The sequence below is a fragment of the Microbulbifer guangxiensis genome, assembly GCF_021729075.1.
GTDB lineage: Bacteria > Pseudomonadota > Gammaproteobacteria > Pseudomonadales > Cellvibrionaceae > Microbulbifer > Microbulbifer guangxiensis.
Map to the genome: position 1 here is coordinate 366247 of NZ_JAJSAQ010000002.1, position 25437 is coordinate 391683.

Consider the following 25437-nt stretch of genomic DNA (forward strand, 5'->3'; position numbering starts at 1 on the left):
TCTGATGGGCCTTGACCAGATCTGGCGACAGCGGCACGCCCCCCGACCAACTTGCCCGAGACAGACCGGACCAAAGGCGAGACAAGGCGGACCAGTAGTCGCCAACGGTACTGGCCGGGGATACCCCCAGCGGTTAGTATCTGCTCAGCACCGCAGCACGGAATGGCTGCGCATAAAGCGTTGATGCACTCGTACAATAACGACTTTCCATGGTACTGATTCCCCAGCAACAGCCCGGCCAGGTTGCGGCATTGAATTCGCAACGCTGGTTCTGGAAGTTACAGCTTGTCAGTTGGCTGGGTATCCTTGTGACCACCTTCCTGTCGCTGACTTTTTGGCACTCGTCGGTCGAGTGGCCTCAGTTCGAGCCAGGCAACACCCTATTTCAGTGCAGCATTGGCTTCCTCCTCTCCTTGCTGCTCAAGCCGATCTTCGACGTGGCCTGGGAAACCCCAATCGCGTTGCGCACCTTCATCTATCTAATAGCTGTCGGGGTGATCTCGGGAATCTGGACCCTGGTGCGAATGGAAACCTACATTCGCCTTACCGGAGAACACTCTCTCTGGGCAGAGTTCGGCGGCTGGTACTATGCCTCCCTGTTTGTGTTTCTGTTCTGGAGCGCTCTCTATTGCGGGGTAAAATATTTCCTTTTACTGCAAAATGAGCACGAAAAAGTACTAGAAGTGGCAGCCTTCCACGAGCGAGAGCAGATTCGCCGCCTGCATGCGGAAGCCGTCGCCAAGGAGGCGCAGCTAAAGATGCTGCGCTACCAGCTCAACCCTCACTTCCTGTTCAACACCCTCAATTCCATCAACGCCCTGATACGCTTCGAGCAGGCCGCAGAGGCCCGTGACATGGTGGTACGCCTCAGTCAGTTTCTTCGCCACTCACTGACCGAGGACCCGGTCAACAAGGTCAGCCTCGACCAGGAGATCGGGGCGGTTTTACTGTATCTGGATATCGAAAAGACTCGTTTTGCTGATCGCCTGAAGGTGAAGCTGGACATCGAGGAGCAGACGCGCAGGGCACTGGTGCCAAGCATGCTGTTACAACCCCTGGCTGAGAATGCGGTGAAATATGCCATCGCCCTCAGTGAATCTGGTGGCACAATCAGAATCCGTGCCAGGCGGGAGGGCGAGCAATTATCATTACAGATCTGTGACTCCGGTAACCCCGAGGGTCGGGCAGATCCAGATGCTAACGAACCCGTATCGACTGGTGTCGGGCTCTCCAACGTCCGCGACCGCCTCAGTACCCTCTACGCCGACGAATACAGCCTTACCCAGTCCCGCAAGGAAAGCGGCGGGATGATGATACACATCCGCTTCCCGTTCGAATCGCGTGAGACCAAAAAAAATAACACTACGACGGAGGTAATCGCATGAGCCATTTGAGAGCTGTTCTGGTGGACGATGAACCGCTGGCACTGCGACTGCTACAGTCGATGCTGGAGGAAACCTCCGGAATTGATGTCGTAGCCACCTGCCGCAACGGTCGCGAGGCCCTCAGCGCGGTCGCCCGACACACACCAGATATACTCTTTCTGGACATCCAGATGCCGGGGATGAACGGTTTTGAGGTCGTTCGTCGACTCCAGGGAGACACGATCCCGCTGGTAATCTTTGCCACTGCCTATGACCATTACGCTATCGAAGCCTTCGAGGTCCATGCGGTCGACTATGTGCTAAAGCCCCTGGAGACAGACCGCCTGGAAGTGGCAATCCAGCGCGCGCGGGAACGGCTGCTCCAACGAAATGCCGGAAGCAGCGATGAACCCAACGCTGAAAAAGGTCGATTAATGGCCTCGTTGGACTCACTGGATAGCCCGGCGGAGCGCATCGGTAATGAGGGCCCGGGGAAGCTGGCGATCAAGGATCGCGGCCGCATCATCATGCTCAACCAGGCTGATGTGGAATGGATCGATGCCGCGGGTGACTACATGTGCGTCCACGCCGGTGGCGATACCCATATCATGCGCAGCACCATGAAGGAGCTGCAGCAACAGCTGTGCAACAGCACCTTCAAGCGTGTCCACCGGTCTACTCTGGTCAATCTGGACTACATCGATCAGATCAAGGTGCTCACCAAAGGCGAATACCTTCTGACTCTGGCAAGTGGCGCCGAGGTCAAGGTCAGCCGAAACTATCGCCAGCCAATCAAGGATTACCTGGATGCCAGCCGCGGCACCGCCGCGTCCTGACCCCTTGCCGGGGCGATCCCCCGCCCCTTCCCCCCTTCGCAGTTTCTCCAGACAAAAAAACCCGGCAGTAAACTGCCGGGTCAAAACAAGGGAGAAAAGCCAACTCAGCTTTCTTTTACCCGGTGTCCGCGAACACCGTAGAAGAGAATATATAGGTAGCACAGGATCGGCAGTGCGAAAGCCAACTGGATACCGACCTGGTCGGCCAGCAGCCCCTGCAGTACCGGCACCACCGCGCCCCCGACAATCGCCAGACAGAGGATTCCGGAGCCCTGGCTGGTCAAGCCTCCGAGGCGGGCCAGCGCCAGGCTGAAAATCGTCGGGAACATGACCGAGTTACACAGGCCCACAGACAGAACTGCCCACATCGCGACACTGCCAGTGCCGAAGATGGTCAGGGCCAGCAGAGCACAGGCGCCCAACGAGCAGGCCGCCAACACCTTTCCGGCCGGCACATACTGCATCACCACCGCTCCGATAAAGCGTCCGACCATTGCCCCACCCCAGTATAAGGAGACGTAGAAGGCCGCCTGCTTTTCAGTAATACCGGCGATGCTGCCCTCGGAGAGGAAGTTCACCAGGAAGCTACCAATGGAAACTTCCGCACCGACGTAGACAAAGATCGCAATCGCACCCAACAGCAGGTGAGAGTGCTGCAAGGCGCTGCCCTTCTGGTCTGCAGTGAGATCAGAGGCGGAGTCGAGATGACTATCGATCGTCGGCAACTTCAACTTGGCAAAGATAATTGCGAGTACAGCCAGGGCCGAAGCCAGAATCAGGTAGGGCAATTCAACAGCCGAGGCATGCTCTGCCGCAGTCATCTGCTCACCGGCCACACTCGCGACCGACAGAATGAGGAAAGCACCAAAGAAAGGCGCTACCGTGGTGCCCAGCGAGTTGAATGCCTGAGTCATGGTGAGGCGGCTTGCAGCCGTGCTCTCCGAGCCCAGCGCGGTGACATAGGGGTTGGCAGACACCTGCAGCACGGTAATACCTGCCGCCAGTACGAACAGCGCGAACAGGAAAACACCGTAGACCTGCAGTCGCGCCGCCGGGATAAACAGCAGGCAGCCGACAACGGCAATCGCCAGACCAACGACGATGCCTCGCTGGTAGCCGATTCTGCCAACCAGCTTGCCCGCAGGGAGTGAAACAAGGAAGTACGCACCGAAGAAGCAGAACTGCACCAGCATGGCCTGGGCATAATTCAGGTCAAAGACCGCCTTCAGGTGTGGAATCAGGATGTCATTCAGGCAGGTAATAAACCCCCACATGAAGAACAGAGATGTCAGCGCCACCAGCGCAAACCGCTGGCCGGCCTGGTGCCCGGGCGTAGCGTCAATCGCTCCCGCCGGGATATTGGTTCCCATCGTCGCCATATTCTTGTCCTAAAACATCATCTTTATTATCGGTGTCCCCGCCGGCTGGATCTCTCACTCCAACCCCGAACCCGCAAGGTCTCAGCGTGGAGTTTTAACACAGCCCAAGCACCACATCAGGGCATTTTCGATAAGGGGGTTCAAAATGGGGGCAACCGGGACCAAGTAAAAAAGAGAGGAGAAAACACCGGGCGCGACCTGCTGGTCCGCCCGGTGTCAGGGATCGAAATCACATCATTCCTGACGCCTGACGTGACAGCAGAAGGTCCAGATATTCATTGTGGTCCTTCAGGCGAGCCAAGTCATTGTCGACCCCACCCTTGATATGACTGATGAAGTCCCGCAATTCCTGCTCAGGCATGGTATCGACGAGGGGGTGATATCGTTCAGGGAGCAGACCCTGGCCAATCATCACCTGCTGCCATGAGTCGACGAACAGCTCACCCCCCTCGCGGAAGACGTGACCAGTCTCGCGAAACATGTCGATCTTCGCGGCCAGAGTATCGGGGATACTCATGCGGCGGCAGTGGCGCCAGAACTCGGTATCGGTCCGATCAGTTACCTTATAGTGCAGGATGATAAAGTCCCGAATGCGCTCCATATCGAACTCAGCCTGACGGTTGAATTCGTCCACCTCTACCTCGCGGATTTCCGACTGGGGGAAGAATCGCAGGAACCGCACGATGTTCTGCTGGATCAGGTGGATACTGGTGGACTCCAGCGGCTCGAGGAACCCACTGGACAGGCCAACTGCCAGACAGTTCTTGTGCCACTGCTTGCGACGCCGCCCCGTCTGGAACTTGATCTGCAAAGGATCCGTCAGACACTGCCCCTCAACGTTATCCAAAAGCTGCTGACGGGCCGAATCGTCACTCTGGTAGCGACTGGCATAGACAAGCCCGTTGCCAACCCGGTGCTGCAGGGGAATGCGCCACTGCCATGCACTTTCCCGCGCGATGGACCGCGTGTAGGGGACCGGCGGTTCCACGGCTTCTGTTTGCACCGCAACCGCGCTGTCACAGGGGAGCCAATGGGACCAGGATTCGAAACCGGTGTGCAATGCCTTCTCGATCAACAGCGCGCGCATGCCTGTACAGTCGATAAAGAAGTCACCGTCCAGCTCTTGGCCGGAGTCGAGCCGCAGAGACTGGATATAGCCACTGTCCGGGTGCTGCTGCACCTGCTCGATCTTGCCTTCCACCCTCTTCACACCAAAGCCTTCACTGAACTTGCGCAGGTAGGCAGCGTAACGGGTAGCATCGATATGGAAGGCGTAATTCAGACCATTTTTGGGCAGATGGGTGAACTTGTGTGCCTCTGCGGCACGACGCTCCAGGCAGTATTCACCGAAATCCCCGGCAAAGCCCAGCTCCTTTGCACGCAACCAGAAATGCTGGAATCCACAGGCCCAGCAATCCTTACCGGTAACGCCGAAGGCATGCATATAATCCTTGCCGACATCACGCCAGTTTTCGAACTGAATGCCAAGCTTATAAGTGCCCTGGGTAGCCGCGAGAAATTCTGCCTCATCGATGCCCAGCAACCGGTGGAAGAATACCAGGGTGGGAATGGTCGCCTCACCGACACCGATAGTGCCGATGGACTCTGACTCCACCAGAGTGATATCCAGGTTTTTACCCATCAGTTTGGAAATAGCCGCTGCGGTCATCCAGCCAGCGGTGCCGCCCCCGGCGATCACGATCTTCTTGATTGGTTGACTCATAACTACCTCGTTATTGTTTTACGCCAGCAAAGTGCCAAGCCACGGACACCAATTTTCCAGGCCGCTCAGGGCATGCGCTGTAATTTCTCAATCAGTAATTTCTTCAGTCGCCCCACCATACCGCGATCAAGGCTGCTCAGGGGGCCGCGACGCTCAGCGGGGATATGGGCGGCCGCCTCTTCACGATTGACTACAAAGTGATTGAACACTTCACCCCACGCCTTGCGCTGTGCCGGTGGCAACCCCCCGATACTCATCAACGCGTGCAGCATGGCGTCGTGCGGCAGCCCGGTCCAGCCCGGGGTGCTGCGCCACCAGTAATTCACCAGCACATTGAGGTCATCCAGGCCTTCAACCTGGTGCCACCACATGCTGGGGATGTACAGTAAATCCCCGGGCACCATCTCGGCAACGGAAGCTGCTGCCAGGGCCTCGCGAAACCGTGGATAACGCTCGTAGTCCGGCGCATAGAAATCCACCATGCTGATGGCCTGTCCCCCCGGGTTGAAATCCAGTGGCCCCGGGTACAGGTTGCCAACCTGCTCCGGAGGGAACAAGGTAAAGCGCCGGCGTCCCGCCACTACGCATGCGAGGTTTTCGGGCAAGTCGAAATGGGCCGCGATTCGGGTGCGGTTCCCAAACCATATACAGACCAGGGGCTGGATGCCGGGCAGTGGAAAATCGTTTTCAGCCCGAATCCCCGGTAAGTGCTGCTCTACCGCAGTAGAGCCCACATAGCAGGTTTTATCTTGCGACCCGCCGGACTCCAGCATTCGTAGGGTCTCCAGCAGCTGGCCGGTAGTACGCGTGAAGTTGAAGCCATCCATCGCCTCGTTGTAAAAGATGCGGCCTCCGGCACTGGCCCCAGCACGAAAAACCACAAGTTGCCGCTTTTGGTCGTAGGGGGCCAGATAATCTCCCAGGCCACCCCTCTGCCCCGCTTGCACCATAGGCCAGCTCGCGGCCGCACCTTTCATCAGCAGTGGAGTGGTACGGCCGGTGACCAAATCAGCCACCTCTTCCGGTGCTACCGATTCCAGTGTCTCGACTGCGGGAATGAAGTCGGGGTAATTCATTGAACCCTCCCCGCGGACTGCCCTCTGGCTATCAGTTGCTCGATAAGCTGACGGTTGCCAGGCAGGCCCTGGCGGAACTTTTCCAGCTGCTGCTGGACTTCCATTTGCAGGGTTCGTATACGTCCTGATTGCCGATCAGCGCGAGGAGCGCGGACAAAATCGCAGGGGTGGCCCATACCGTTCAACACATAACGGTAACTGGCCGGCGGGAAAAGGGGCTGCGCCTGCGGAAAGTCCTGGCGCGCGGGCGATCGATGCTGCCAGAGAAGCAGGTTTTCCTGCAGGGATTCCGGTATCGAAACCGCTTCGCGGTGTGCCAGCCAATACTCTGAATCATTGCGTTCAGAAAGCACGTAGTGCAGCTTCAGGAATTCAACAATATTCTCCCAGTGGGAAAGCATTTGCCGGTTAAAGCGCTTCGCGGACAGATCCATATGCTGGTTCCCGGCAGGCAGTAAATCACGAATCAGGCCGGCAGACTGTTCGATCAGCGCCAGTGCAGAGGCTTCCAGGGGCTCAATAAAACCTGCTGCCATGCCAACGGCGACGCAATTACCCTTCCAGAAAACTGACCGGTGCCCGGGAACGAAACGTAGCTGCCTGATAGAAAGATCCTGTGCGTTCCGCACACCCTCCATCTCTGCGAGATAGTGGCGGAAATCCGCTTCCGCAGCCTCATCGTCGATAAAGTCACTCGCATAAACGTACCCCATGCCACGGCGAGTGGGGAGACCGATGTCCCAGATCCACCCACTCGATCGTGCAGTTGAGCGGGTGACCGATGCGACCGGCGCATCAGGCGTTTCGTAGGGCAACTGGACAGCCAGCGCCCGGTCATTGAACAGAACATGCGACTGGTCTACCCAGCTCACACCCAGGTGCTTGCCGATAATCAGACCGGCACTGCCGGAGCAGTCGACAAAAATGTCAGCCTGCAGGCGCTGGCCGTCACGAGTGAGCAGAGCAGAGATATGACCGTCGACACCATCCTCCACCTGTTCGACATCTGCCCGCAGATGGCGAACTCCGAGCTGGGACACACTGTGATCCCGCAGGCACTCACCGAACTTAGCAGCATCGAAGTGATAGCCGTAGTTAAGCACCCCGGCATAATCCGGCGTTGCAAGCTGCTTGGGAGCGAGACTGGCATCGCAAATAGCCGCCTGCGGAGTCACCGCATAGGCGTACTCCAATGATGAGGTTGAGGAGGCGAGATCGCACTCGAAGTAGCCGTGTGGCAGAGAGAAGGGATGGTAATACCGGCTTTCCTGATCGGCAGTATGCCAGCAGGAAAACAGGGACCCCTGCTTGAAGGAGGCGTCACACTCAGTGAAGAGGCGCTTTTCTGGTAAACCGATACGCCGGAGCGTCTCCCGCATTGATGGCCAGGTACCCTCGCCAACACCTACTGTTGGTACGTTCGGGGATTCCACCAGCGTGATTTCACAGCCGCCACCCTGGGCTCGGCCATGTTCTGCCGCCAGTATTGCCGCAGTCAGCCAGCCGGCAGCACCTCCGCCCAATATGAGAATGGATAATGGAGCTTGTTGCATTGCTGAGCCTCACCGCTTTAAGAACCTCCAAAAATACAATGGCGCGATTAATCGCGCCATTGTATTTGTGCCATCGGTGCCCCCAACATCAGAACACCGATGTCACTGCTTCAGTCAGGCTAACGCCTTAGAAGCTATAACGCACACCCAGGTTATACCGGGCCCCGTTCTGGAAGGCGGCAATCAACATATTCTCGTGACGACCGTGTGCACGGGTAGTCTCGTTAGTCACGTTGATACCTTCCATGAATACCGAGAAATTGTCCTGGATATCGTAGCTCGCGCTGATATCCCACTGACCGTATGCCTCGGTATAAATCGGGTTACGCTCACCGGCACCATCAAAAGAGCTGGTGAGGAACTTGTCACGCCAGTTATAGGCAACCCGCGCCTGGATGCCGTTCTTATCGTAGAAGCCCACGAGGTTGAACGAGTCACTCAGACCGAACAGTACAAACTGGTTTTCAACACCTTCGCCTTTGTTGGTATTGGTGTTGTCGTAGTTCACATCACCGTCAACAGTGGTGTAGTTCACTTGGCCACCGAAACCGGAGTCACCGAAGACATGCTGAAGGGCCACTTCAAAGCCGTGGATCTCAGCCGTCTTTTCGTTCACCGGAGTAATCAGGGTGAATACTGCCGACGGATCGCCCTCTGCGGCGTCACCAACCACCGGTGCACCATACAGTGACTCCATGTAGGCCCTCACCTGCGCCGGATCGTCAGTACCCAGAGCCGCTACAGCAGCATCATAACGAGGTCCCTGCGCAGGGTGAGCCAGATCGAACAGGGTCTGCTCTACAGACGTGGTACCGATGAAGTTCTCCACATCTTTGTTGTAGAAACCTACAGACAGGTAGCTGCTCTCCCCGTAGTACCACTCACCCGACAGGTCGAAGTTGGTGGACTCGTAGGGCAGCAGTCCCGGGTTACCCAGGTTACCGGTACCGCCGTTGAAACGCAGCAACTGGTTAATGGTGGCACCGCCCTGCAGATTGTCGTAGGTCGGGCGGGTCATGGTCTTGCTGAAGGACGCACGCGCAACCACATCTTCCGTCAGCGAAATATCGAAGTCGATATTGGGCAGCAGGTTATCGTAGGCGCCCTTGAAGTTAATCGGCTGTGAGCCATTGGCCACTGCCACAAACTCGTTGTCACCCGCCCACTCGATGCGATCGTAGATCGGCAGAGTACCGGGGTTGGTCACCTCGGTATCTTCGTAGCGCAGACCAACAGCCAGGTGCATCGGCATGGCCGCGTCTTCCCAGGCAAAGTTCACCTGCGAGTAGGCCGCCATCTGCTCTTCGTACAGCGTGCGGTCAACCTGCCAGTCACTGCTGGCACACAGTACCGTGCCACAGGGGCTGATGGTCTCGCCGTTGGCTGCCGCGATGGCAGAGATGGCATCGATCATGCCCTGGAAGTCGGCAGCGTAGTAGTACGGTGTCATGTCCGAGCTGCTGGCACTGCCAAACTCGTCCAGCGCACTGGCCATGCTCTCACGTACGAACAGGCTGTCATCATAGTCAGCCGGGCTACCGTAACCGCCCCAGGTGTCGCGCTGGGCATTAGCGAAGGCTGAGCGGTTGGCAGAATCGGTGTAACCGACACCAAAGTCGATACTCTTGACCGGTCCAGCCTCAACCTCAAAGGTACCGTCGAAGCGGGTCTGCTCGATCTCGTGTTTCATGTAGCTGTTGCGGAAGCTGGTACCGGAAGTCAGCATCTGAGCCGGGTCAAAACCCTGCCCATTGATAAAGTCGAAGCTGACGGTAGGAACGTCGGTGCTGTAGTCCACAGTGGTGGCAGCGCGGTTGTACTGCACACCGGCAATGGTGTTATTGGTGCCGCGGCCATCCTTCGCGCCGTTTTCGGCGGTGGAATTATGGTAATCAAATTCCAGGCTCAGCTTGTCGGTCGGATTCCAGGCCAGGTTCAGACCTACAGATTTGTTCTCGTTGACGGAGCCCCATGCACCGGCATTGAAGGTTACGTCAGCACCAGTGGCATCGGTGTATACGATCGGAGCAACCACGCCGCCATTCCCGGAGCCCTGTGTAAAGGAGCCAGAAACAGGAACACCGTTAAACCATGCACCCATGGCATTGGACTGCTGCTCTACGTCCTGCTCGGCGTAAGTGTAATCGAGGGTAGCCTCGAAATCGTCACGGGGAGCCCACTGCAGGGTCAACTGCGCGTTGGTGCGCTCGCGCTGCACTTCGTTGAATGCAAAGCCGACACCACGCGGTACGGAGTAAATATCCCCTTCCTGCGGAGCGTTTTCGAAGTTGGGGTTATCGGGCATGATTGAACCCCAATCGCCCTGGCCACCCGGGATGGTGTACCAACCAGACGGGGTCTCAGCACCAGCGGAGCCACTGTGGCGCTCGGAGAAAGAAGTGGCAACGGACACACCGATCGTGTCATCAGCAAACTTGGTGCTGAAGATACCGGAAAATTCCGGAGTCAGGCTGTCGCCCTCAGTGGTGGATGTATCGTGAATGGTCTTGGCACTCAGGTTGAGCACCATGTCATCCTGCTCGAGCGGGCGGGCGGTACGGATGTTGATGACGGAGCCGATACCACCACTGGTCAGCTTGGCCTGGCCAGTTTTGTAAATTTCGACACCGCTCACACCCTCTGCAGCCAGGTTGGCGAAGTCATAGGAGCGGGAAGCGGACGCTGAGGTAGCCTCGATGTTCGCTGCGGGCATCTGGCGCCCATTCAAAGTCACGACGTTGTAGTCGGGACCGAAGCCACGGACGGTTACCCGGCTGCCTTCACCGTTGCGCCGATCAATGGAGACACCGGTAATACGCTGCAGAGATTCCGCCAGGTTCGTATCCGGCATCTTGCCGATATCTTCAGCAGAGATGGCATCAACCACGCCCTGCGCATCGCGCTTGATATCCATCGCGCGATCCAAGCTAGCGCGGATACCAGTTACAGTGATCTCTTCAAGAGCAGCATCTTCCTGCGCCTGCAGAACAGCAGGAGACATCATGCTGGCACCCATCGCCAACGAGATCGTGACTGCCAGTCGATCCTTGCGGAATGTTTTGTTCTTCATCAACACTTCCCCGAGTCTTTAAGATTATTGTGTCGTGTTTATGGTTCTCTCTTAGCTGCGAAGCTCGGTTGCTCATGCGGACAAGAAACCACCTCACCCGCTGTAGCCCGGTCTCGGCACTCCTACCCGGCTACCCGGTCAACCGCCGCCGCACCATCAGGGTGCACTTCAGCGACTCTTCGCACTGTTATGGCATATTGCCGGGTTGGCCAGCTACTGCAATTGACTCTGAGGGCAAACAGGATATGGCGGATTAAAAGTGCGGCGACAGGGATTTCGGCGATTCAGGACCCCACCACCCCCGCTCCCCAGCAAACAAAAAAGGCCTGCATTCATGCAGGCCTTTGCATCGAGATCCCCTGGCTACCCGGCTTCCCTAGAGCTCCGGAACCATTCTTAACTGACTTTCTCCCCATGCGCCTGCTTGTCGGCGTGGTAGGAAGAGCGCACCAGCGGGCCGCAGGCGGCGTGCTTGAAGCCGATCTGTTCGGCGTAGCGGCGGTACTCCTCGAACTCGTCGGGGTGCACGTAGCGCTGTACCGGCAGGTGTTCCTTACTCGGCTGCAGGTACTGGCCGATGGTGAGCATGTCGATGTCGTGCTCGCGCATGTCATCCAGCACGGCGAAGATCTCTTCTTTCTCCTCACCGAGACCCACCATCAGGCCGGACTTGGTCAGCACGTCCGGGCGGCGCTTCTTGTATTCCTGCAGCAGTTTCAGGGACCACTTGTAGTTGGCGCCGGGACGGGACTCCCGGTACAGGCGCGGCACGGTTTCCAGGTTGTGGTTGAACACGTCCGGGGCCTCTGCCTCGAGGATGTCCAGTGCCACGTCCATGCGGCCGCGGAAGTCCGGTGTCAGGATTTCCACCTGCAGGTTGGGAGAGTGCTCGCGGGCGATGCGAATACAGTCGGCAAAGTGCTGGGCACCGCCATCGCGCAGGTCATCGCGGTCAACGGAGGTGATCACCACATAGCGCAGCCCCATGGCGGCGATGGCTTCGGCCAGGTGCTGCGGCTCCTGCGGATCCAGCGGGTTCGGCTTGCCGTGGCCCACATCGCAGAAGGGGCAGCGACGGGTACAGATCTCACCCATGATCATGAAGGTGGCCGTGCCGCCACTGAAGCACTCGCCCAGGTTCGGGCAGCTGGCTTCCTCGCACACGGTGGCGAGCTTCTGGGAACGCAGGATGCTCTTGATGCGGTCCACTTCTTTGGAAGCCGGCACCTTGACGCGAATCCAGTCCGGCTTGCGCAGGACCTGGTCGCTGGCGATCACCTTGACCGGGATACGCTCCACCTTGTCAGCATCGCGGAGCTTTTCGCCCTGCTGCAGGCGACGGGTGCGTTTTACCGGTACCAGATCGGGCTGGTCAGGTGTGGAATTGTCAGCCATTGGTCGTTTCCTGTTCCTGCTCGGCGCGCGCACGCGCAAAAATTGTTTCATCGACGGGATGCCATTCGGCGGCATCCAGTGACAGCGCCTTCACCAGCTCGATGACAAAAACCTCGGCCACTTCACTCCAGGAAGGCACCGGGGCGACCAGTTCCGCCATCTGCACCATCTGCATACCTGCGTAGCCGCAGGGGTTGATGCGCAGGAAAGGCCCCAGGTCCATGTCGATGTTGATGGCAATACCGTGGAAGCTGCAGCCACGGCGGACGCGAAGGCCGATGGAGGCAATCTTGTTGCCCGCCCGCGGGCCCTCGGTCAGGTAGACGCCCGGCGCGTCGGCGCGGGGGGCGGCGGCGACACCGTAACTGGCCAGCATGGCCACGGTCGCGTTCTCCAGCGCCGTGACCAGGTCTCGGACGCCGGTTTTCGCGCGACGCAGGTCCAGCAGCGGGTAGACCACCAACTGGCCGGGGCCGTGGTAGGTCACCTGGCCACCGCGGTCCACCTGCACTACCGGGATATCGCCGGTATTCAGCAGGTGTTCGGCCTTGCCGGCCTGCCCCTGGGTAAATACCGGTTCGTGCTCCACGCACCAGATCTCATCGGGGCTGTTATCGTCGCGATGGTCGGTATAGCCGGACATGGCCCGCCACACCGTCTCGTAATCGCGCCGCCCCAGGTTTCGGATGATTGCCACTCAGAGCACCATATGGATGGATGGATGGGCCTTCAGCTCTTCGAACAGGGCCTTCAGCTGGTCTTCACCGGTGGCGACGATAAAGAAGGTCACCGAGGTGAAGTTGCCGTTGCGGCTGTCCCGCAGGGTGATGCGCTCCTCGTCGAGGCCGGGCGCATGACGGCGCATAACCTCCAGCACGAATTCATGTGTGGCGTCATCAGCGTCGCGAACCACCTTGACCGGGTAGTCTTCACAGGGAAATTCGATTTTTGGGGGTTCTTGCTTGGGGTCTTGGCTCATACCGCTCTCCAGGGCCGCGCAAGTGACAGTAGCCCGGAACGGGCGGCGCAACCGGGCGGGGATTATACCGTGGTGAGCGAATAGTGGACAGTGACCACCGGGGAGAGCGGCCCGCGATACCGGCAGGCTGGCCAAAGGGATCCGGTATGAGAGGAAGGCCCCGCCGACCTGTTCGGCGGAGCCAGTGACTCTAGAGTAGAGCCGGAATCAACTAAAGAAGCCCATCACGAAGCGCTTGATGGCATCCCACAGGCGCTTGAAGAAGCCCGCTTCCTCGACCGACTCCGCGGTGACGGCCTTGACCTCGGCGACGGTCTTACCATCCAGGGTCACCACCACCTTGCCGACCGGCTGGCCTTTCTCCAGCGGGGCCTCCAGCTCGCCGTCGATGATCAGGTCGGCCTTGATATTGTCCTCACCGCCGCGGGGGATGGTGACGAACACATCTTCCTGCACCGCGATACCCACTTCAGGCTGCTTGCCGCCCCAAACGCGCTCAGTCTGCAGCACGTCATCGGAGCCGTAGACTTTATGGGTCTGGTAGTAGCGGAAGCCGTAAGCCAGCAGCTTCTGGCTCTCGGCTGCACGCTTTTCATCGCTGTCGGTGCCGAGCACAACCGAAATCAGGCGCATGCCGCGCTTCTGTGCTGAAGCCACCAGGCAGTAGCCCGCCTCTTCGGTATGGCCGGTCTTGATGCCGTCCACGGCGTTATCCCGCCACAGCAACCGGTTGCGGTTGGGCTGGTTGATACCGGCGAAACTGAAATACTTCTCGGAATAGAGGTTATAGTGCTCCGGGTGGTCCATGATGACGGCGCGCGCCAATGTGGCCAGGTCCCGGGCTGTGGTCATATGCCCCTCGGCGGGCCAGCCGGTGGCGTTCTTGAACGTGGTGTCGCGCATGCCCAGCAGCTCCGCCTGCTGGTTCATGACTTCGGCAAATACATCCTCGCTGCCAGAGACAAACTCGGCCAGGGCAATACTGGCATCGTTACCAGACTGGATGATGACCCCGCGCAGCAGGTCGATCACCGGCACTTTCTCGCCCACCTTCACGAACATCTTGGAGCCGCCCTTGCGCCAAGCCTTCTCCGAGATCAGCACCTCGTCAGTTTCCTTGATAGTGCCTTTCTCAATTTCTTCGGAGACGATATAGGCGGTCATCATTTTGGTGAGACTGGCCGGCGGTACCTGCTGGTCGGCATTCTCCTCCACCAGGACCTGCCCGGTATGGGCGTCCATCAGCAGGTAGGCAGTCGCGGCCAACTGCGGCGGGGCCGGAATCAGGGATTGATCGGTTTGGGCAGTAGCGACGCTGGACAGCAGCAACAGGCAAGCTAGTAGGCGTTTGATCATGGGTTGTTGTCTCTTTATTCCTCGTGTTCGTCGATTCCTGAGCGCAAAGTTTGGGGGCCGGCTTTGCCAACCGGCGGCTTGCCCGTCAGTCGTACACGACCATCGGGGTACCGAGACGATTCTGCTCTACTGTCTCACGCGCGGCCACAAGCGCCCGTTGCTGCGCCAGGGGCCCGATTCTCACGCGATACAGCGTTTTTGTTCCGTTGAACACCGGACTGACCGATACAGGATAGTCGACCACTGAAGCGATCTGCCCCCGCACCAGATCCGCCTGTGAAGGGTCGCTGAATGCACCGACCTGGAGAAAGGTGTTCGAAGGCAGTTTGAAACTGGCATCCTCGGCCAGGGCCTCCCTGGCGGAGACATCTTTTTGCGCCACCAGGGTCTGGGTGGCCGGCGGCAGGGATTCCGGGTCCAGCGCCACCACTTCCACCCGGGCTACGCCTTTATCGATATAGCCCAGCTTCTGGGCGGCGGTGTAGCTCAGATCGATGATACGCCCCGACACAAAGGGCCCGCGGTCATTGACCCGTACGACCACGCTGCGGCCGTTGTCCAGGTTGGTGACTTTGGCATAGCTGGGCAGTGGCAGCGTCTTGTGGGCAGCTGACATGGCGTACATATTGTAGATCTCGCCATTGGCGGTGCGCCGACCGTGAAATTTGGTGCCGTACCAGGAAGCATGCCCCTCCTCCCGGTAGCCCTTGACGCCTTTCCGCACTGTGTATTTGACACCATTGACCGTGTAGGGGGACTTGTTGCCCGCCTTGCCGATGGGCTCCCGCACCGGCGTGGGGTCCGGCGTAGCCTGCATATCCACCGGCACCGCCGGACCGCTGTCCTTCACTTCGTCCCGGATGACAGGCTTGCTGGGTTGTCCGCTACAGGCGGCCAGAAACAGAGCGGCTGCAGCGGCAGCCAGTCGCTTATTGTTTTTCAGCATGAGATCCCCCGATGGGTGGCGAAACCGCCCGCGCACCCCAACCGTTCTTATCTGGTAATTGCTTTTAAATTCGGATTTTTGATGGATGGCAGCCCGGATGGTTCCCGGGGCTGCCGACCCTGAATTATATTTTTCCCGCCAGGCGGGGCGTTCAGGAGCGCCCGCCGCGCGCCTTGACGATCTCCTGCGCGAGGTCATACACCGCCATCGCGTACAGGCGGCTGCGATTGTAACTCGTTATCACGGAGAAATTCTTGAGGCCTATCCAGAATTGCTTGCCCTGCTCCGTCTGCAGTGAAAAAACATTGGCAGTCATTTCAGGATCCACCTGGGCGGTGGTGGAAAACCCCTTCTCCTCCAGCTGTCCCACAGTCCACTGGGGCTTGAGGGAATCGTTGACGATGGTCATATCGGCATTGGGGCGCGGGGTAGCCAGCACCACCACCGGGTCCAGCGGCAACCAGCCGTGCTTGGCCAGGTAATTGGCCACGCTGCCGATGGCATCCTCGGTGTCCTCCCAGATATCCACCTTGCCATCCGCGTTGAAATCCACCGCGTAAGCGCGATAACTGGAGGGCATGAACTGGCCGAAACCCATGGCGCCGGCGTAGGAGCCCTTCAGTTCGGTCGGTTTAAAGCCCTGGTCGCGGGCCAGCAGCAGGAAGTTTTCCAGCTCCTTGGTGAAGAACTCAGAGCGACGGGGGTAGTTGAAGGCCAGGGTCGCCAGCGCATCCAGCACCCGGTAGCCACCCATGTTGCCGCCGTAACGGGTTTCGACCCCGATAATGGCGACGATCAGCTCGGCGGGCACGCCATACTTCTGCTCCGCCTCGGTCAGCGCCTTTTTGTTCTTGTCCCAGAAATCGACGCCACCGGCGATACCCTGCGGGGTCACGAACAGTTTGCGGTACTCGTACCAGGGTTTGGCTTTTTCAGCAGGACGCTGGATGGCCTTGAGAATGGAGTCCTTGCGCTTGGCCTCTCGCATCAGGGCCACCATCTCATCACGATCAAAGCCGTGCTTGGTGACCATATACTCGACGAAGGCCTGGGCCTCCGCGTTATCACCGTGGCCCGGTTCCTGCGCACAGGCGGAGAGTATGATCCCCAGCCCCATCAAAATTCCCGCGGTCCACTTCAAAACTGCCACTCCTGTTCTCATAAAGCGTCTCTACGTCCAAGTACTTCAAAGTTTTGTGCGCCACGCGGGGTCTAGTGGCTCTATTATGGGCTCTAGAAAGTCACACGGCGCTGCTCTGTGCCAATGGCCATAAGGATACCGAAACCCGCCATCAGGGTAATGGCGGAGGTCCCACCATGGCTTACCAACGGCAGGGGCACCCCCACCACCGGCAGGAGCCCGGTGACCATTCCGATATTCACAAACACATAGACAAAGAAAGTCAGCGTAATACTCCCCGCCAATAGCCGCCCGAACACATGCTGGGCCATGAAACTAATATAGATGCCTCGTGCAATGATCAGCACGTAGAGCAGGAGCAGCAGCAGCGCACCGCGCATACCCCACTCCTCCGAGAGTACTGCAATGATGAAGTCGGTGTGGCTCTCGGGCAGGAAGTCCAGCTGCGACTGGGTCCCCTGCATATACCCCTTGCCATAAACGCCGCCGGAACCGATCGCCGCCTTGGACTGGAAGATATTCCAGCCTGCACCTAGCCGGTCGGCGTCGGGATCGAACAGGGTCATGATGCGCTGCTTCTGGTAATCCCGCAGCCCCCACTGCCAGATAGGCCAGGCCGAAGCCACCAGTGCCACCGCTGCGCCGCCGATCATCTTCCAGCTGAGCCCCGCCAGGTAGAGCGCGAAGAGGCCCGAGGCGGCAATCAGGATGGAGGTACCCAGGTCCGGCTGGCGCACAATCAGCGCCGCCGGTATCGCCACGATCACCAGCGCGCCAAGAACAGTAATAAAGGACGGGGGCAGAGTGCGGCGATGGAGGAAAGCCGCCACCGACATGGGCACTGCCAGTTTCAGGGCTTCCGAGGGCTGGAAGCGGAAGCCGCCGATCTCCAGCCAGCGCTGGGCCCCCTTGGCCCCGACGCCCACAAACAGCACCGCCACCAGCATGCCGCAGCCGGCCACATACAACCACGGCGACCAGCGCCGGTACATGTCCAGCGGCACGTTGGCAGCCACGAACATGGCAACAAAAGCGATACAGAGAAATACCGCCTGACGGCGCACGTAGTGGGTCTCCCCACCTGAGGCGCTGTAGAGCACAGTCAGGCCCACACCGCAGAGGAGGATCAGCAGCGTCAGCAGCGGCACATCGATATGCCAGCGACGGGAGAAGCTGGCCGGACGGCTGAGGCTGCCACCGGTATCCGGCAGGCGATGCATGTAATCACGGCTAGCCACGGATACCTCCATTTTCTGGCTGGACTGGCCCGGGCAGGACACTGGCAGTGTCCTCGAACGGCCGCGAAAGCCAGTCGAAGAATACCTCGCGGGCCACCGGCGCGGCGACACCGCCGCCGGTTTCGCCGTTCTCCACCAGCACCGCCACAGCGATCTGCGGGTCGTCGACCGGCGCAAAGGCCACGAACAGGGCGTGGTCCCGGTGGCGCTCTTTCAACGCTTCGGAGTCGTACTCCTCGCCCTGGGCGATGCCCACCACCTGGGCAGTACCGGTCTTGCCGGCGACACGGAAGTCGAGGTCAGCACCCGCTTTTTTGCCGGTGCCGTGGGTGTCGTAAACCACCGACTCCATACCTTCGAAAATCAGGTCCCAGTGCTCCGGCCTGGCTTCGATGTGGTGCAGCACTTCCGGCGGCTGCTCCACACCGTCGATGGCCATGACCACCTGGGGCTTGTAATGGGTGCCGCGGTTGGCAATGGTGGCGGTCATGACCGCCAGCTGCAGCGGTGTGGCCAGCACGAAACCCTGGCCCAGTACGGCATTGAGGTTATCCCCGGGGAACCAGGGCATGCCCCGGGCGCCGCGCTTCCATGCCCGCGAGGGGAACAGGCCCGGCCGCTCTACCGGCAGGTCGATGCCGGTTCTGGCACCGAGCCCGAAGCGGGTGGCCATATCGTGCATGCCGTCGATGTTCCAGCGGTGTGCCATGTCATAGAAGTAGACATCACAGCTCTCGGTCAACGCCTGGATCAGATCCACTTTCTTGCCGTGACCCCAGCGCTTCCAGTCCCGGTAGAGGCGGGTATCGTTTGGCAGCTTGTACCAACCGGGATCCCTGACCTTGGTCTGGCGGTCGATCACCCCGGCCGCCAGACCCCCGAGGCCCATCAGCGGTTTGAGAGTCGAACCGGGCGGATACTGTCCCTGAATGGCGCGGTTGAACAGCGGCACGTCGATGGAGTCCCGCAGCGCCTTGTAGTCCTTGACGCTGATGCCGGTCACGAACAGGTTGGGATCGAAAGACGGCTTGCTGACGAACGCCAGCACCCCGCCGGTCTTCACGTCGATGGCCACCACCGAGCCGCGATTTTCCCCCAGAGCCTCGCTAGCCACCTGCTGCAGGCGGGCATCCAGGTGCAGGGTCAACTCGGAACCGGGCTGGGGGTCTTGCCGTTCCAGCACCCGCAGGACGCGGCCGCGAGCGTTGGTCTCCACATTCTCGAAACCGACCTCGCCCAGCAGCACATCCTCGTAGGACTTCTCCAGTCCTACCTTGCCGATACTCTGGGTACCGCGGTAGCGCCGCACGTCTTCTTCGGAGAAATCCTCCAGTTCCCGCTCACTGATCCGGCCTACATAGCCAACGCTATGGGCGAACAGGTCGGTCTGCGGGTAGTAGCGCACCAGTTCCGCCTCTACCGAGACCCCCGGCAGGCGGAATTCGTTGACGCTGATGCGGGCAATCTCTTCTTCCGTGAGCCGGTAGCGCAGAGGAACCGGCTCGAAGGGCCGGCGGCGCTGCAGGCGCTGGTGGAATTTCTTTACATCGGCGTCATCCAGCTGCACCAGCCTGCCGATGAGCTCCAGCGTGCCGTCCATGTCGCGGATCCGCTCATGGACGATGGAGAGGGTGTAACTGGGGCGGTTGTCGGCCAGCAGGGCGCCATTGCGGTCATAGATCAGGCCGCGAGTGGGCGGGACCGGGCGCACCTGAATGCGGTTTTCGTCGGACTGGGTGCGGTAGTCATCGTAATTGACCACCTGCAGGTTATAGAAACGCGCCACCAGCACGCCCAGCAGCACCACCACTGCGGCAAGCGCCACCAGCATGCGGTTGCGAAACAGCCGCTGCTCGATGAGAGGGTCTTTAAGGTGCAGGTCGTGGGCCATCAGTCACTTGGGGTGGCGCGAAAATTGACCACGAAGTGTACACTTCGGCGGCGATTTGATGAATGCAAACAGTGAAAATTAATGAGGATTCGCGAATCACGCCGCATTTACTGACCTGGTCGCGGCTCTCGGGTCATCAGACCGCACAGACACCCCGGTGTTCCATTCCCAACTGCCCCTTCCTGCTCCGGCGCGCAGGATGGGGACCAGAAGCCGATGCTCGGTCACTTATGGTAGGGATGACCCGCGAGCAGGGTCCAGGCCCGGTAGAGTTGCTCCGCCAACACCACCCGCACCAGCGGATGGGGCAGGGTCAGCGGCGACAGGGACCAGCGCTGGCGGGCCCTGGCCAGACAGTCCGGCGCCAGCCCGTCGGGTCCGCCGATCAACAGGGCGACGTTGTCCCCCTGCATCTGCCAGCCTTCGAGCTGCTGAGACAACTGCTCTGTACTCCAGGGTTTGCCCTTTACATCCAGCGCGACCACGTGATCGCGGGGAGACAGGGCCGCGAGCATCGCCTCCCCCTCCTTCTGGCGCGCCTTTTCTACCAGCGCCGGGGCATTCTTCTGGCCCCGCTGGCCGAGGGGAATCTCCACCATTTCCAGGCTGATTTCCCGGGGCAGGCGCTTGGCGTACTCGTTGTAGCCCTCCTGAACCCAGCCGGGCATGCGCCCGCCGGCGGCGAGGATTCGGATTTTCATGGGATTCTCATGGGATATTCACACGGCCGGAGCACGACCCGATCATCAACCGGCGGGGCTGCGCCCTACTCTTCCCGGTCCTCGCGGCTCGCCGGGGTCATGGACCAGAGCTTCTCGAGATCATAGAAGCTGCGTACATCGGCCTGCATCACGTGCACCACGACATCGCCGTAGTCCACCAGCACCCACTCGCCCTGCTCCATGCCCTCGACCCCGATCGGGCGGACACCGGCCTGTTTGACCTCGTCGACCACATTGTTGGCCAGGGACTTCACCTGCCGGTTGGAGGTACCGGTGCAGATGATGAGCGTGTCCATCACATCACTCAGCTCAGACACGTCCATGCAGACGATGTCCTTTCCCTTCAGGTCCTCCAGTGCCTCTGTGGCGATTTTCTTGATATCTGTCATAACACCTTGTTTAGCAGCCTTCAGCGGCTGTCCGATAGAGTTGTTTGTCTTCAATATATTGCAGGACCGCGTCCGGCAGCAGGAAACGCGGGGACTGTCCCCGCCCGATCAGCTGGCGAATACGGGTCGCGGAGATAGGGAGCAGGGTCTGCTCGCGCACCACGATCCGCCCCGCGGGGGAATCCCGCAGGCACTGCGGCTCCCCCCTGTGTTGGTTCAGCAGGTCTGCCACGTCGCCTTCCGCGGGCAAATGCCAGCCGGGCCGGGCCACCACCACCAGGTGTGCCAGCTCCAGCAATCGCTGCCAGCGGTGCCAGGTCGGCAGGGTGAGCAGGGAGTCCAGTCCCATGCAGAAACAGAGGGAGACCGATTCCCCCAGCTCCGCCCTCAGTTCTTCCAGTGTATCCACCGTAAAGGTGTCGCCGCCCCTCCGCAGCTCGCGGTCATCCAGCGCCAGCTCCGGGCAATCCCGGATTGCCAGTGCCAGCATCTCCCGGCGGTGCCGGGACGAGACCCCCGGCGTCTGCCGGTGGCGGGGCTGGTGACTGGGCAGCAGCCGCATCTCACTGAAACCCAGCGTCTCTTTCAGCTCCAGCGCCATGCGCAGGTGGCCGAAGTGCACCGGATCGAAGGTGCCGCCGAACAGGGCGATGGTTTCTCTCTCGCTATTCATCTGCTTCAAGACACTGTCTCAGCCGCCTGAGGACAGCACCAGGCTGTCAGGTGGGCTTCCAGCCGGGACCGTATGAGGCATGGATGCCGATTACGAGCGTACAGGAAAGTATTCACCGCGTGTCCCGGCTGGAAGCCCACCTGGCAGCGCCAGAATCCCGCTTAGATCCGGTATTCCGCTGCAGATCCAATGCCAGCGGCCTGAGTAGACCACCCGGCCCCTCTTCAAAGCTCAAAGCAACTATTGGCGGATATGCCCATTCCCCAGCACGATCCACTTCTGCGAGGTCAGTCCCTCCAGGCCCACCGGTCCGCGGGCGTGGATCTTGTCCGTGCTGATACCGATTTCCGCTCCCAGCCCGTATTCGAAGCCGTCTGCAAAACGCGTGGAGGCGTTCACCATCACCGAGCTGGAATCCACCTCGGCGAGGAAGCGCCGCGCGCGGCTGTAATCCTCAGTGACGATGGACTCCGTATGGCCCGAACCGTAGCGGGCGATGTGGTCCATGGCGGCATCCATATTCGCCACCACCCGGATCGCCAGCACCGGCGCCAAGTATTCCTCACTCCAGTCCGCCTCGGTGGCCTGCTCGCAGTTGGAGAGGATGCGCAGTGTACGCGCACAGCCGCGAAGCTCAACCTCTCTTTCCCGATAGGCCGCCGCCAGGCGCGGCAGGATCTCATCGGCGATGCCTTCGGCCACCAGCAGGGTCTCCATGGCGTTACAGACACCATAGCGGTGGGTCTTGGCATTGAGGGCGATATTGAAGGCCTTTTCCCGGTCGGCCCGGTCGTCCAGGTACACATGACAGACGCCATGCAGATGCTTGATCACCGGCACCCGCGCATCGCGGCTGACCCGCTCGATCAGGCCGGTGCCGCCCCGGGGCACGATTACATCCACATATTCCGGCATCGCAATCAGCGCACCGACGGCGGCGCGGTCGGTGGTGTCCACCACCTGAACCACGGTTTGCGGCAGGCCCGCCTCTTCCAGCCCCGCGGCGATGCAGGCGGCAATGGCCCCATTGGAGTGCAGTGCTTCGCTGCCGCCGCGCAGGATGGTGGCATTGCCGGATTTCAGGCACAGGCTGGCGGCATCGATGGTCACATTGGGGCGGGACTCGTAAATGATGCCCACAACGCCCAGAGGCACGCGCATCTTGCCGACCTGGATGCCGCTTGGGCGGAAATTGAGGTCGTCGATCTCGCCGACGGGATCCGGCAGCTCCGCCACCTGATTCAGGCCCTGAATCATGCTGTCGATACGCTCATCGTTGAGCTCCAGGCGATCGAGCAGCGCCGCATCCAGGCCGTTTGCCCTGCCGGCCTCCAGATCTTTCTGGTTGGCCTCCAACACCGCCTCGCGGCGCCGGTCCAGTTCGCGACCGATGGCCTTCAGTGCCCCATTCTTGGTGGCAGTATCCGCTCGCGCGATCGTGCGAGCCGCCTCACGGGCGCGACGCCCCATGGTCTCGATTTTTTCCCGGGTGGACTGGTGATCGGCGGTATCCGCGGCGCTGGTACTAGTCACGAATGCTCTCCATGCTGGGCAATTGGCCGCGCAGTATAACGCAGAGCCCCGGGCGCGTCGGGCATGGCGGGGAAATCCGGCAAGTCTGCAGCTCGCGCCCTCCCCGCATTCTCAGCAACTACTGTTTTGCCCATCGGTCGAGGCTGGCTGCGATAGTGGCCAGCCGCTCGAGCGGGTCCTCGGTAGAGAGCAGCTCGATACGAATCTTGTCGTCCAGCGGCAGCAGCTGCGCCAGCTGCCAGGAGAGTGCATCGGCGCTTTCCACCGGCTCGAAGCGCAGTGAAAGCATGGCCGCATGCTCTTTCAGTTCATCGAGTACCGCCAACAGGCCGTCACACTCCGCGGGCACCGGTCGCGACGATTCCTCCGGCAACCATTGCACCTCGGCCATCATCAGCCCATCTTCACTGCGACTGGTGCTTTCAATACGGAATCGACGCTGGCCCTGCACCATGATGTGCAGTAGGCCCTCCTCGCCCTGGCTCCAGTCGACGATCTTGACAAAGACTCCGACCGGCCAGACATCCGAACGCCCCACCTCAGCGCCGGTGCGGATCAATACGACTCCGAAGCCGCCGTCCGCCTTCAGGCTGTCCGCGACGAGCCGCAGGTAACGCTGCTCAAAAATGCGCAGCGGCAGGGAGACACCGGGAAACAGCGCAACCCGCAGCGGGAAAATGGGGATCTGGGACACAGGGCTTCTCGCATCCGGACATTACCCACAAAGATAACATCTATGACCCACCACCCCCGGCAAATCCACAGAAAAAAGGATTTTGTGCCAGCTAGTCTATGCTCAATGGAGACGATTTCCGGGAGAGTCCCATGCGCTGGCAAAAGGGTCGCAGAAGTGAAAATGTCGAGGACCGCCGTGGTCAATCCGGCGGCGGTGGGTTTGGCGGGCTGGGGAACCTGCTCGCGCTCGCACCATTCCTGCTGCGCAGTAAGAAAGGCTGGCTGATCCTCGCCGCCATTGCTGCCTTCTATTTCTTTTTCGGCAACGGCAACCTGTTCCAGAGCGCCCCACCACAAACGCAGGTTCCCGATACTGCCAGCGGCCAGCCTGCGCAGCCGAGTGATGTGGTGGCAGACTTTGTCTCCGTGGTACTCGCGGACACCGAGGACACCTGGAAAAAGGTCTTTGCCACCGCCGGCGCTCAGTATACGCCGCCAAAGCTGGTGCTCTACGACGACATGATCCGTTCCGCCTGTGGCCTGAACAGTGCGGCCGTCGGCCCGTTTTACTGCCCCGGCGACAGCAAGGTCTACCTGGATCTTGGCTTCCTCAATGAACTCAAACGTCTCGGCGCTCCCGGCGACTTCGCCTTTGCCTACGTGATTGCCCACGAAGTCGGGCACCACGTGCAGAACCTGCTCGGCACTTCACAGAAGGTGCAGCAGGCGCGTATGCAGTCGGATAAAGTCACCGCCAACCGGCTGTCCGTCATGCTGGAGCTACAGGCAGATTGCTTCGCTGGCGTCTGGGCTTTCTATGCCCATCGGGACCGGCAACTGCTGGAGCCTGGAGATATCGAGGAGGGCATCAACGCCGCGGCATCCGTCGGTGACGACCGCCTGCAGCGGCAGTCCGGCCGCGCGGTATCTCCCGATGCCTTTACCCACGGCAGCGCCGAGCAACGCGCCTACTGGTTTCGCCGCGGTTTCGAGAGCGGTGACGTCAACCAGTGCAATACCTTTGCCGCCCTCTCTGGCCAGTAAAGCGACAGCCGGCAAAGGGCAGTTGAATTTCGGGAAACCAAACCCCAGCTTTTAAATTCGCCGACCAATTCGACGGAGACAAACCATGCCAAGAGCGACAGCACGCCATATCCTGGTGGAGAGCGAAGACAAGTGTCAGGAACTGAAAAAGAAAATCGAGGATGGTGCCGACTTCGGCATCATTGCCCAGGAACACTCCAAGTGCCCGTCGGGGCGCAATGGCGGTGACCTCGGCGAGTTCAGCCAGGGTCAAATGGTGCCGGAATTCGACAAGGTGGTGTTCTCCGGGGAACTCAACAAGGTACACGGACCGATCAAGACCCAGTTCGGTTATCACCTGCTGGAGATCACCAGCCGCAGCGACTGAAACCAGCTCCCTTTTGTTCACCGACTCGCAGACGACCTGATCTGGGGTCCGGCAATACCGCACTTCGGAACAATTCCGGGTGATTCG

The 25437-nt window shown here is 60.0% G+C and carries 22 protein-coding genes; 4 read left to right on the forward strand and 18 right to left on the reverse strand.

Annotated elements, in window-relative coordinates; translation table 11 throughout:
- Nucleotides 1–209 precede the first annotated feature (209 nt).
- Nucleotides 210–1385 (forward strand): sensor histidine kinase, encoded by a 1176-nt coding sequence (locus LVD12_RS05810; RefSeq protein ID WP_237066388.1) that lies wholly within the window; start codon nt 210–212, stop codon nt 1383–1385.
- Nucleotides 1382–2200 (forward strand): LytR/AlgR family response regulator transcription factor, encoded by an 819-nt coding sequence (locus LVD12_RS05815; RefSeq protein ID WP_237066390.1) that lies wholly within the window; start codon nt 1382–1384, stop codon nt 2198–2200. The genes LVD12_RS05810 and LVD12_RS05815 overlap by 4 nt, the downstream gene beginning before the upstream one ends.
- Before the next feature lie 104 nt (nt 2201–2304).
- On the opposite strand, the gene LVD12_RS05820 is transcribed toward LVD12_RS05815, so the two are convergent.
- The 18 genes from LVD12_RS05820 to LVD12_RS05910 all read right to left on the reverse strand — a co-directional run bounded on the left by LVD12_RS05820 (nt 2305) and on the right by LVD12_RS05910 (nt 23958).
- Nucleotides 2305–3579 carry a sugar MFS transporter gene (locus tag LVD12_RS05820; protein WP_237066392.1) on the reverse strand — a complete coding sequence of 425 codons (1275 nt, stop codon included), beginning with the start codon at nt 3577–3579 and terminating at the stop codon, nt 2305–2307.
- Between the two features lie 229 nt (nt 3580–3808).
- The gene (locus LVD12_RS05825; protein ID WP_237066393.1) at nt 3809–5302 is read right to left on the reverse strand and encodes a tryptophan halogenase family protein; all 1494 of its coding nucleotides are present in this window, start codon (nt 5300–5302) and stop codon (nt 3809–3811) included.
- A 65-nt stretch (nt 5303–5367) separates the two neighbouring features.
- On the reverse strand, nt 5368–6378 hold the full coding sequence (locus LVD12_RS05830; protein WP_237066396.1) for a cupin-like domain-containing protein: 1011 nt from the start codon (nt 6376–6378) through the stop codon (nt 5368–5370).
- The gene (locus LVD12_RS05835) at nt 6375–7931 is read right to left on the reverse strand and encodes a tryptophan halogenase family protein (protein WP_237066398.1); all 1557 of its coding nucleotides are present in this window, start codon (nt 7929–7931) and stop codon (nt 6375–6377) included. The genes LVD12_RS05830 and LVD12_RS05835 overlap by 4 nt, the downstream gene beginning before the upstream one ends.
- 127 nt (nt 7932–8058) lie before the next feature.
- Entirely contained in the window at nt 8059–11001 is a 2943-nt protein-coding gene (locus LVD12_RS05840; protein ID WP_237066400.1) for a TonB-dependent receptor, read from the reverse strand.
- 396 nt (nt 11002–11397) lie between these two features.
- Nucleotides 11398–12396: a lipoyl synthase gene (lipA, locus tag LVD12_RS05845; protein WP_237066402.1), complete on the reverse strand. Its 999-nt coding sequence runs from the start codon at nt 12394–12396 to the stop codon at nt 11398–11400.
- Nucleotides 12389–13039 (reverse strand): lipoyl(octanoyl) transferase LipB, encoded by a 651-nt coding sequence (lipB, locus tag LVD12_RS05850; protein ID WP_237066833.1) that lies wholly within the window; start codon nt 13037–13039, stop codon nt 12389–12391. The genes lipA and lipB overlap by 8 nt, the downstream gene beginning before the upstream one ends.
- Before the next feature lie 54 nt (nt 13040–13093).
- Nucleotides 13094–13375: an HP0495 family protein gene (locus LVD12_RS05855; RefSeq protein ID WP_237066404.1), complete on the reverse strand. Its 282-nt coding sequence runs from the start codon at nt 13373–13375 to the stop codon at nt 13094–13096.
- 207 nt (nt 13376–13582) lie between these two features.
- The gene (locus LVD12_RS05860; protein WP_237066406.1) at nt 13583–14731 is read right to left on the reverse strand and encodes a D-alanyl-D-alanine carboxypeptidase family protein; all 1149 of its coding nucleotides are present in this window, start codon (nt 14729–14731) and stop codon (nt 13583–13585) included.
- Nucleotides 14732–14816: 85 nt separating this feature from the next.
- Entirely contained in the window at nt 14817–15677 is an 861-nt protein-coding gene (locus tag LVD12_RS16165) for a septal ring lytic transglycosylase RlpA family protein (protein ID WP_305080508.1), read from the reverse strand.
- A gap of 151 nt (nt 15678–15828) precedes the next feature.
- Nucleotides 15829–16827 (reverse strand): lytic murein transglycosylase B, encoded by a 999-nt coding sequence (mltB, locus tag LVD12_RS05875; protein ID WP_237066408.1) that lies wholly within the window; start codon nt 16825–16827, stop codon nt 15829–15831.
- Between the two features lie 83 nt (nt 16828–16910).
- Nucleotides 16911–18056: a rod shape-determining protein RodA gene (gene rodA / locus LVD12_RS05880; protein ID WP_237066410.1), complete on the reverse strand. Its 1146-nt coding sequence runs from the start codon at nt 18054–18056 to the stop codon at nt 16911–16913.
- On the reverse strand, nt 18049–19947 hold the full coding sequence (gene mrdA / locus LVD12_RS05885; protein WP_237066412.1) for a penicillin-binding protein 2: 1899 nt from the start codon (nt 19945–19947) through the stop codon (nt 18049–18051). The genes rodA and mrdA overlap by 8 nt, the downstream gene beginning before the upstream one ends.
- 224 nt (nt 19948–20171) lie before the next feature.
- Complete coding sequence (gene rlmH / locus LVD12_RS05890; RefSeq protein ID WP_237066414.1) at nt 20172–20648, reverse strand: 23S rRNA (pseudouridine(1915)-N(3))-methyltransferase RlmH; 477 nt, start codon at nt 20646–20648, stop codon at nt 20172–20174.
- A gap of 65 nt (nt 20649–20713) precedes the next feature.
- A complete protein-coding gene (gene rsfS / locus LVD12_RS05895; RefSeq protein ID WP_237066416.1) occupies nt 20714–21058 on the reverse strand; it encodes a ribosome silencing factor in 345 nt (114 codons plus the stop codon).
- A gap of 10 nt (nt 21059–21068) precedes the next feature.
- Entirely contained in the window at nt 21069–21731 is a 663-nt protein-coding gene (gene nadD, locus LVD12_RS05900; RefSeq protein ID WP_237066418.1) for a nicotinate-nucleotide adenylyltransferase, read from the reverse strand.
- Between the two features lie 240 nt (nt 21732–21971).
- Entirely contained in the window at nt 21972–23264 is a 1293-nt protein-coding gene (locus LVD12_RS05905; protein ID WP_369413366.1) for a glutamate-5-semialdehyde dehydrogenase, read from the reverse strand.
- A 118-nt stretch (nt 23265–23382) separates the two neighbouring features.
- Nucleotides 23383–23958: an LON peptidase substrate-binding domain-containing protein gene (locus LVD12_RS05910; RefSeq protein ID WP_237066420.1), complete on the reverse strand. Its 576-nt coding sequence runs from the start codon at nt 23956–23958 to the stop codon at nt 23383–23385.
- A 131-nt stretch (nt 23959–24089) separates the two neighbouring features.
- Between LVD12_RS05910 and ypfJ the strand changes: the two genes are divergently transcribed.
- Together ypfJ and LVD12_RS05920 are read left to right on the forward strand one after the other, a co-directional pair.
- The gene (gene ypfJ / locus LVD12_RS05915) at nt 24090–24983 is read left to right on the forward strand and encodes a KPN_02809 family neutral zinc metallopeptidase (protein ID WP_237066422.1); all 894 of its coding nucleotides are present in this window, start codon (nt 24090–24092) and stop codon (nt 24981–24983) included.
- Nucleotides 24984–25068: 85 nt separating this feature from the next.
- Nucleotides 25069–25350, forward strand: coding sequence for a peptidylprolyl isomerase (locus LVD12_RS05920; protein WP_237066424.1), 282 nt, complete (start codon nt 25069–25071; stop codon nt 25348–25350).
- Nucleotides 25351–25437 lie beyond the last annotated feature (87 nt).

What these genes read in the sequence shown, in the direction of transcription:
- LVD12_RS16165 (WP_305080508.1), bottom strand. Translation starts at nt 15,677, where the DNA reads ATGCTGAAAAACAATAAGCGACTGGCTGCCGCTGCAGCCGCTCTGTTT.
- LVD12_RS05860 (WP_237066406.1), bottom strand. Translation starts at nt 14,731, where the DNA reads ATGATCAAACGCCTACTAGCTTGCCTGTTGCTGCTGTCCAGCGTCGCT.
- lipA (WP_237066402.1), bottom strand. Translation starts at nt 12,396, where the DNA reads ATGGCTGACAATTCCACACCTGACCAGCCCGATCTGGTACCGGTAAAA.
- LVD12_RS05835 (WP_237066398.1), bottom strand. Translation starts at nt 7,931, where the DNA reads ATGCAACAAGCTCCATTATCCATTCTCATATTGGGCGGAGGTGCTGCC.
- LVD12_RS05820 (WP_237066392.1), bottom strand. Translation starts at nt 3,579, where the DNA reads ATGGCGACGATGGGAACCAATATCCCGGCGGGAGCGATTGACGCTACG.
- LVD12_RS05840 (WP_237066400.1), bottom strand. Translation starts at nt 11,001, where the DNA reads ATGAAGAACAAAACATTCCGCAAGGATCGACTGGCAGTCACGATCTCG.
- LVD12_RS05920 (WP_237066424.1), top strand. Translation starts at nt 25,069, where the DNA reads ATGCCAAGAGCGACAGCACGCCATATCCTGGTGGAGAGCGAAGACAAG.
- LVD12_RS05830 (WP_237066396.1), bottom strand. Translation starts at nt 6,378, where the DNA reads ATGAATTACCCCGACTTCATTCCCGCAGTCGAGACACTGGAATCGGTA.
- mrdA (WP_237066412.1), bottom strand. Translation starts at nt 19,947, where the DNA reads ATGGCCCACGACCTGCACCTTAAAGACCCTCTCATCGAGCAGCGGCTG.
- rlmH (WP_237066414.1), bottom strand. Translation starts at nt 20,648, where the DNA reads ATGAAAATCCGAATCCTCGCCGCCGGCGGGCGCATGCCCGGCTGGGTT.
- nadD (WP_237066418.1), bottom strand. Translation starts at nt 21,731, where the DNA reads ATGAATAGCGAGAGAGAAACCATCGCCCTGTTCGGCGGCACCTTCGAT.
- rsfS (WP_237066416.1), bottom strand. Translation starts at nt 21,058, where the DNA reads ATGACAGATATCAAGAAAATCGCCACAGAGGCACTGGAGGACCTGAAG.
- LVD12_RS05815 (WP_237066390.1), top strand. Translation starts at nt 1,382, where the DNA reads ATGAGCCATTTGAGAGCTGTTCTGGTGGACGATGAACCGCTGGCACTG.
- ypfJ (WP_237066422.1), top strand. Translation starts at nt 24,090, where the DNA reads ATGCGCTGGCAAAAGGGTCGCAGAAGTGAAAATGTCGAGGACCGCCGT.
- lipB (WP_237066833.1), bottom strand. Translation starts at nt 13,039, where the DNA reads ATGTCCGGCTATACCGACCATCGCGACGATAACAGCCCCGATGAGATC.
- LVD12_RS05825 (WP_237066393.1), bottom strand. Translation starts at nt 5,302, where the DNA reads ATGAGTCAACCAATCAAGAAGATCGTGATCGCCGGGGGCGGCACCGCT.
- LVD12_RS05855 (WP_237066404.1), bottom strand. Translation starts at nt 13,375, where the DNA reads ATGAGCCAAGACCCCAAGCAAGAACCCCCAAAAATCGAATTTCCCTGT.
- LVD12_RS05810 (WP_237066388.1), top strand. Translation starts at nt 210, where the DNA reads ATGGTACTGATTCCCCAGCAACAGCCCGGCCAGGTTGCGGCATTGAAT.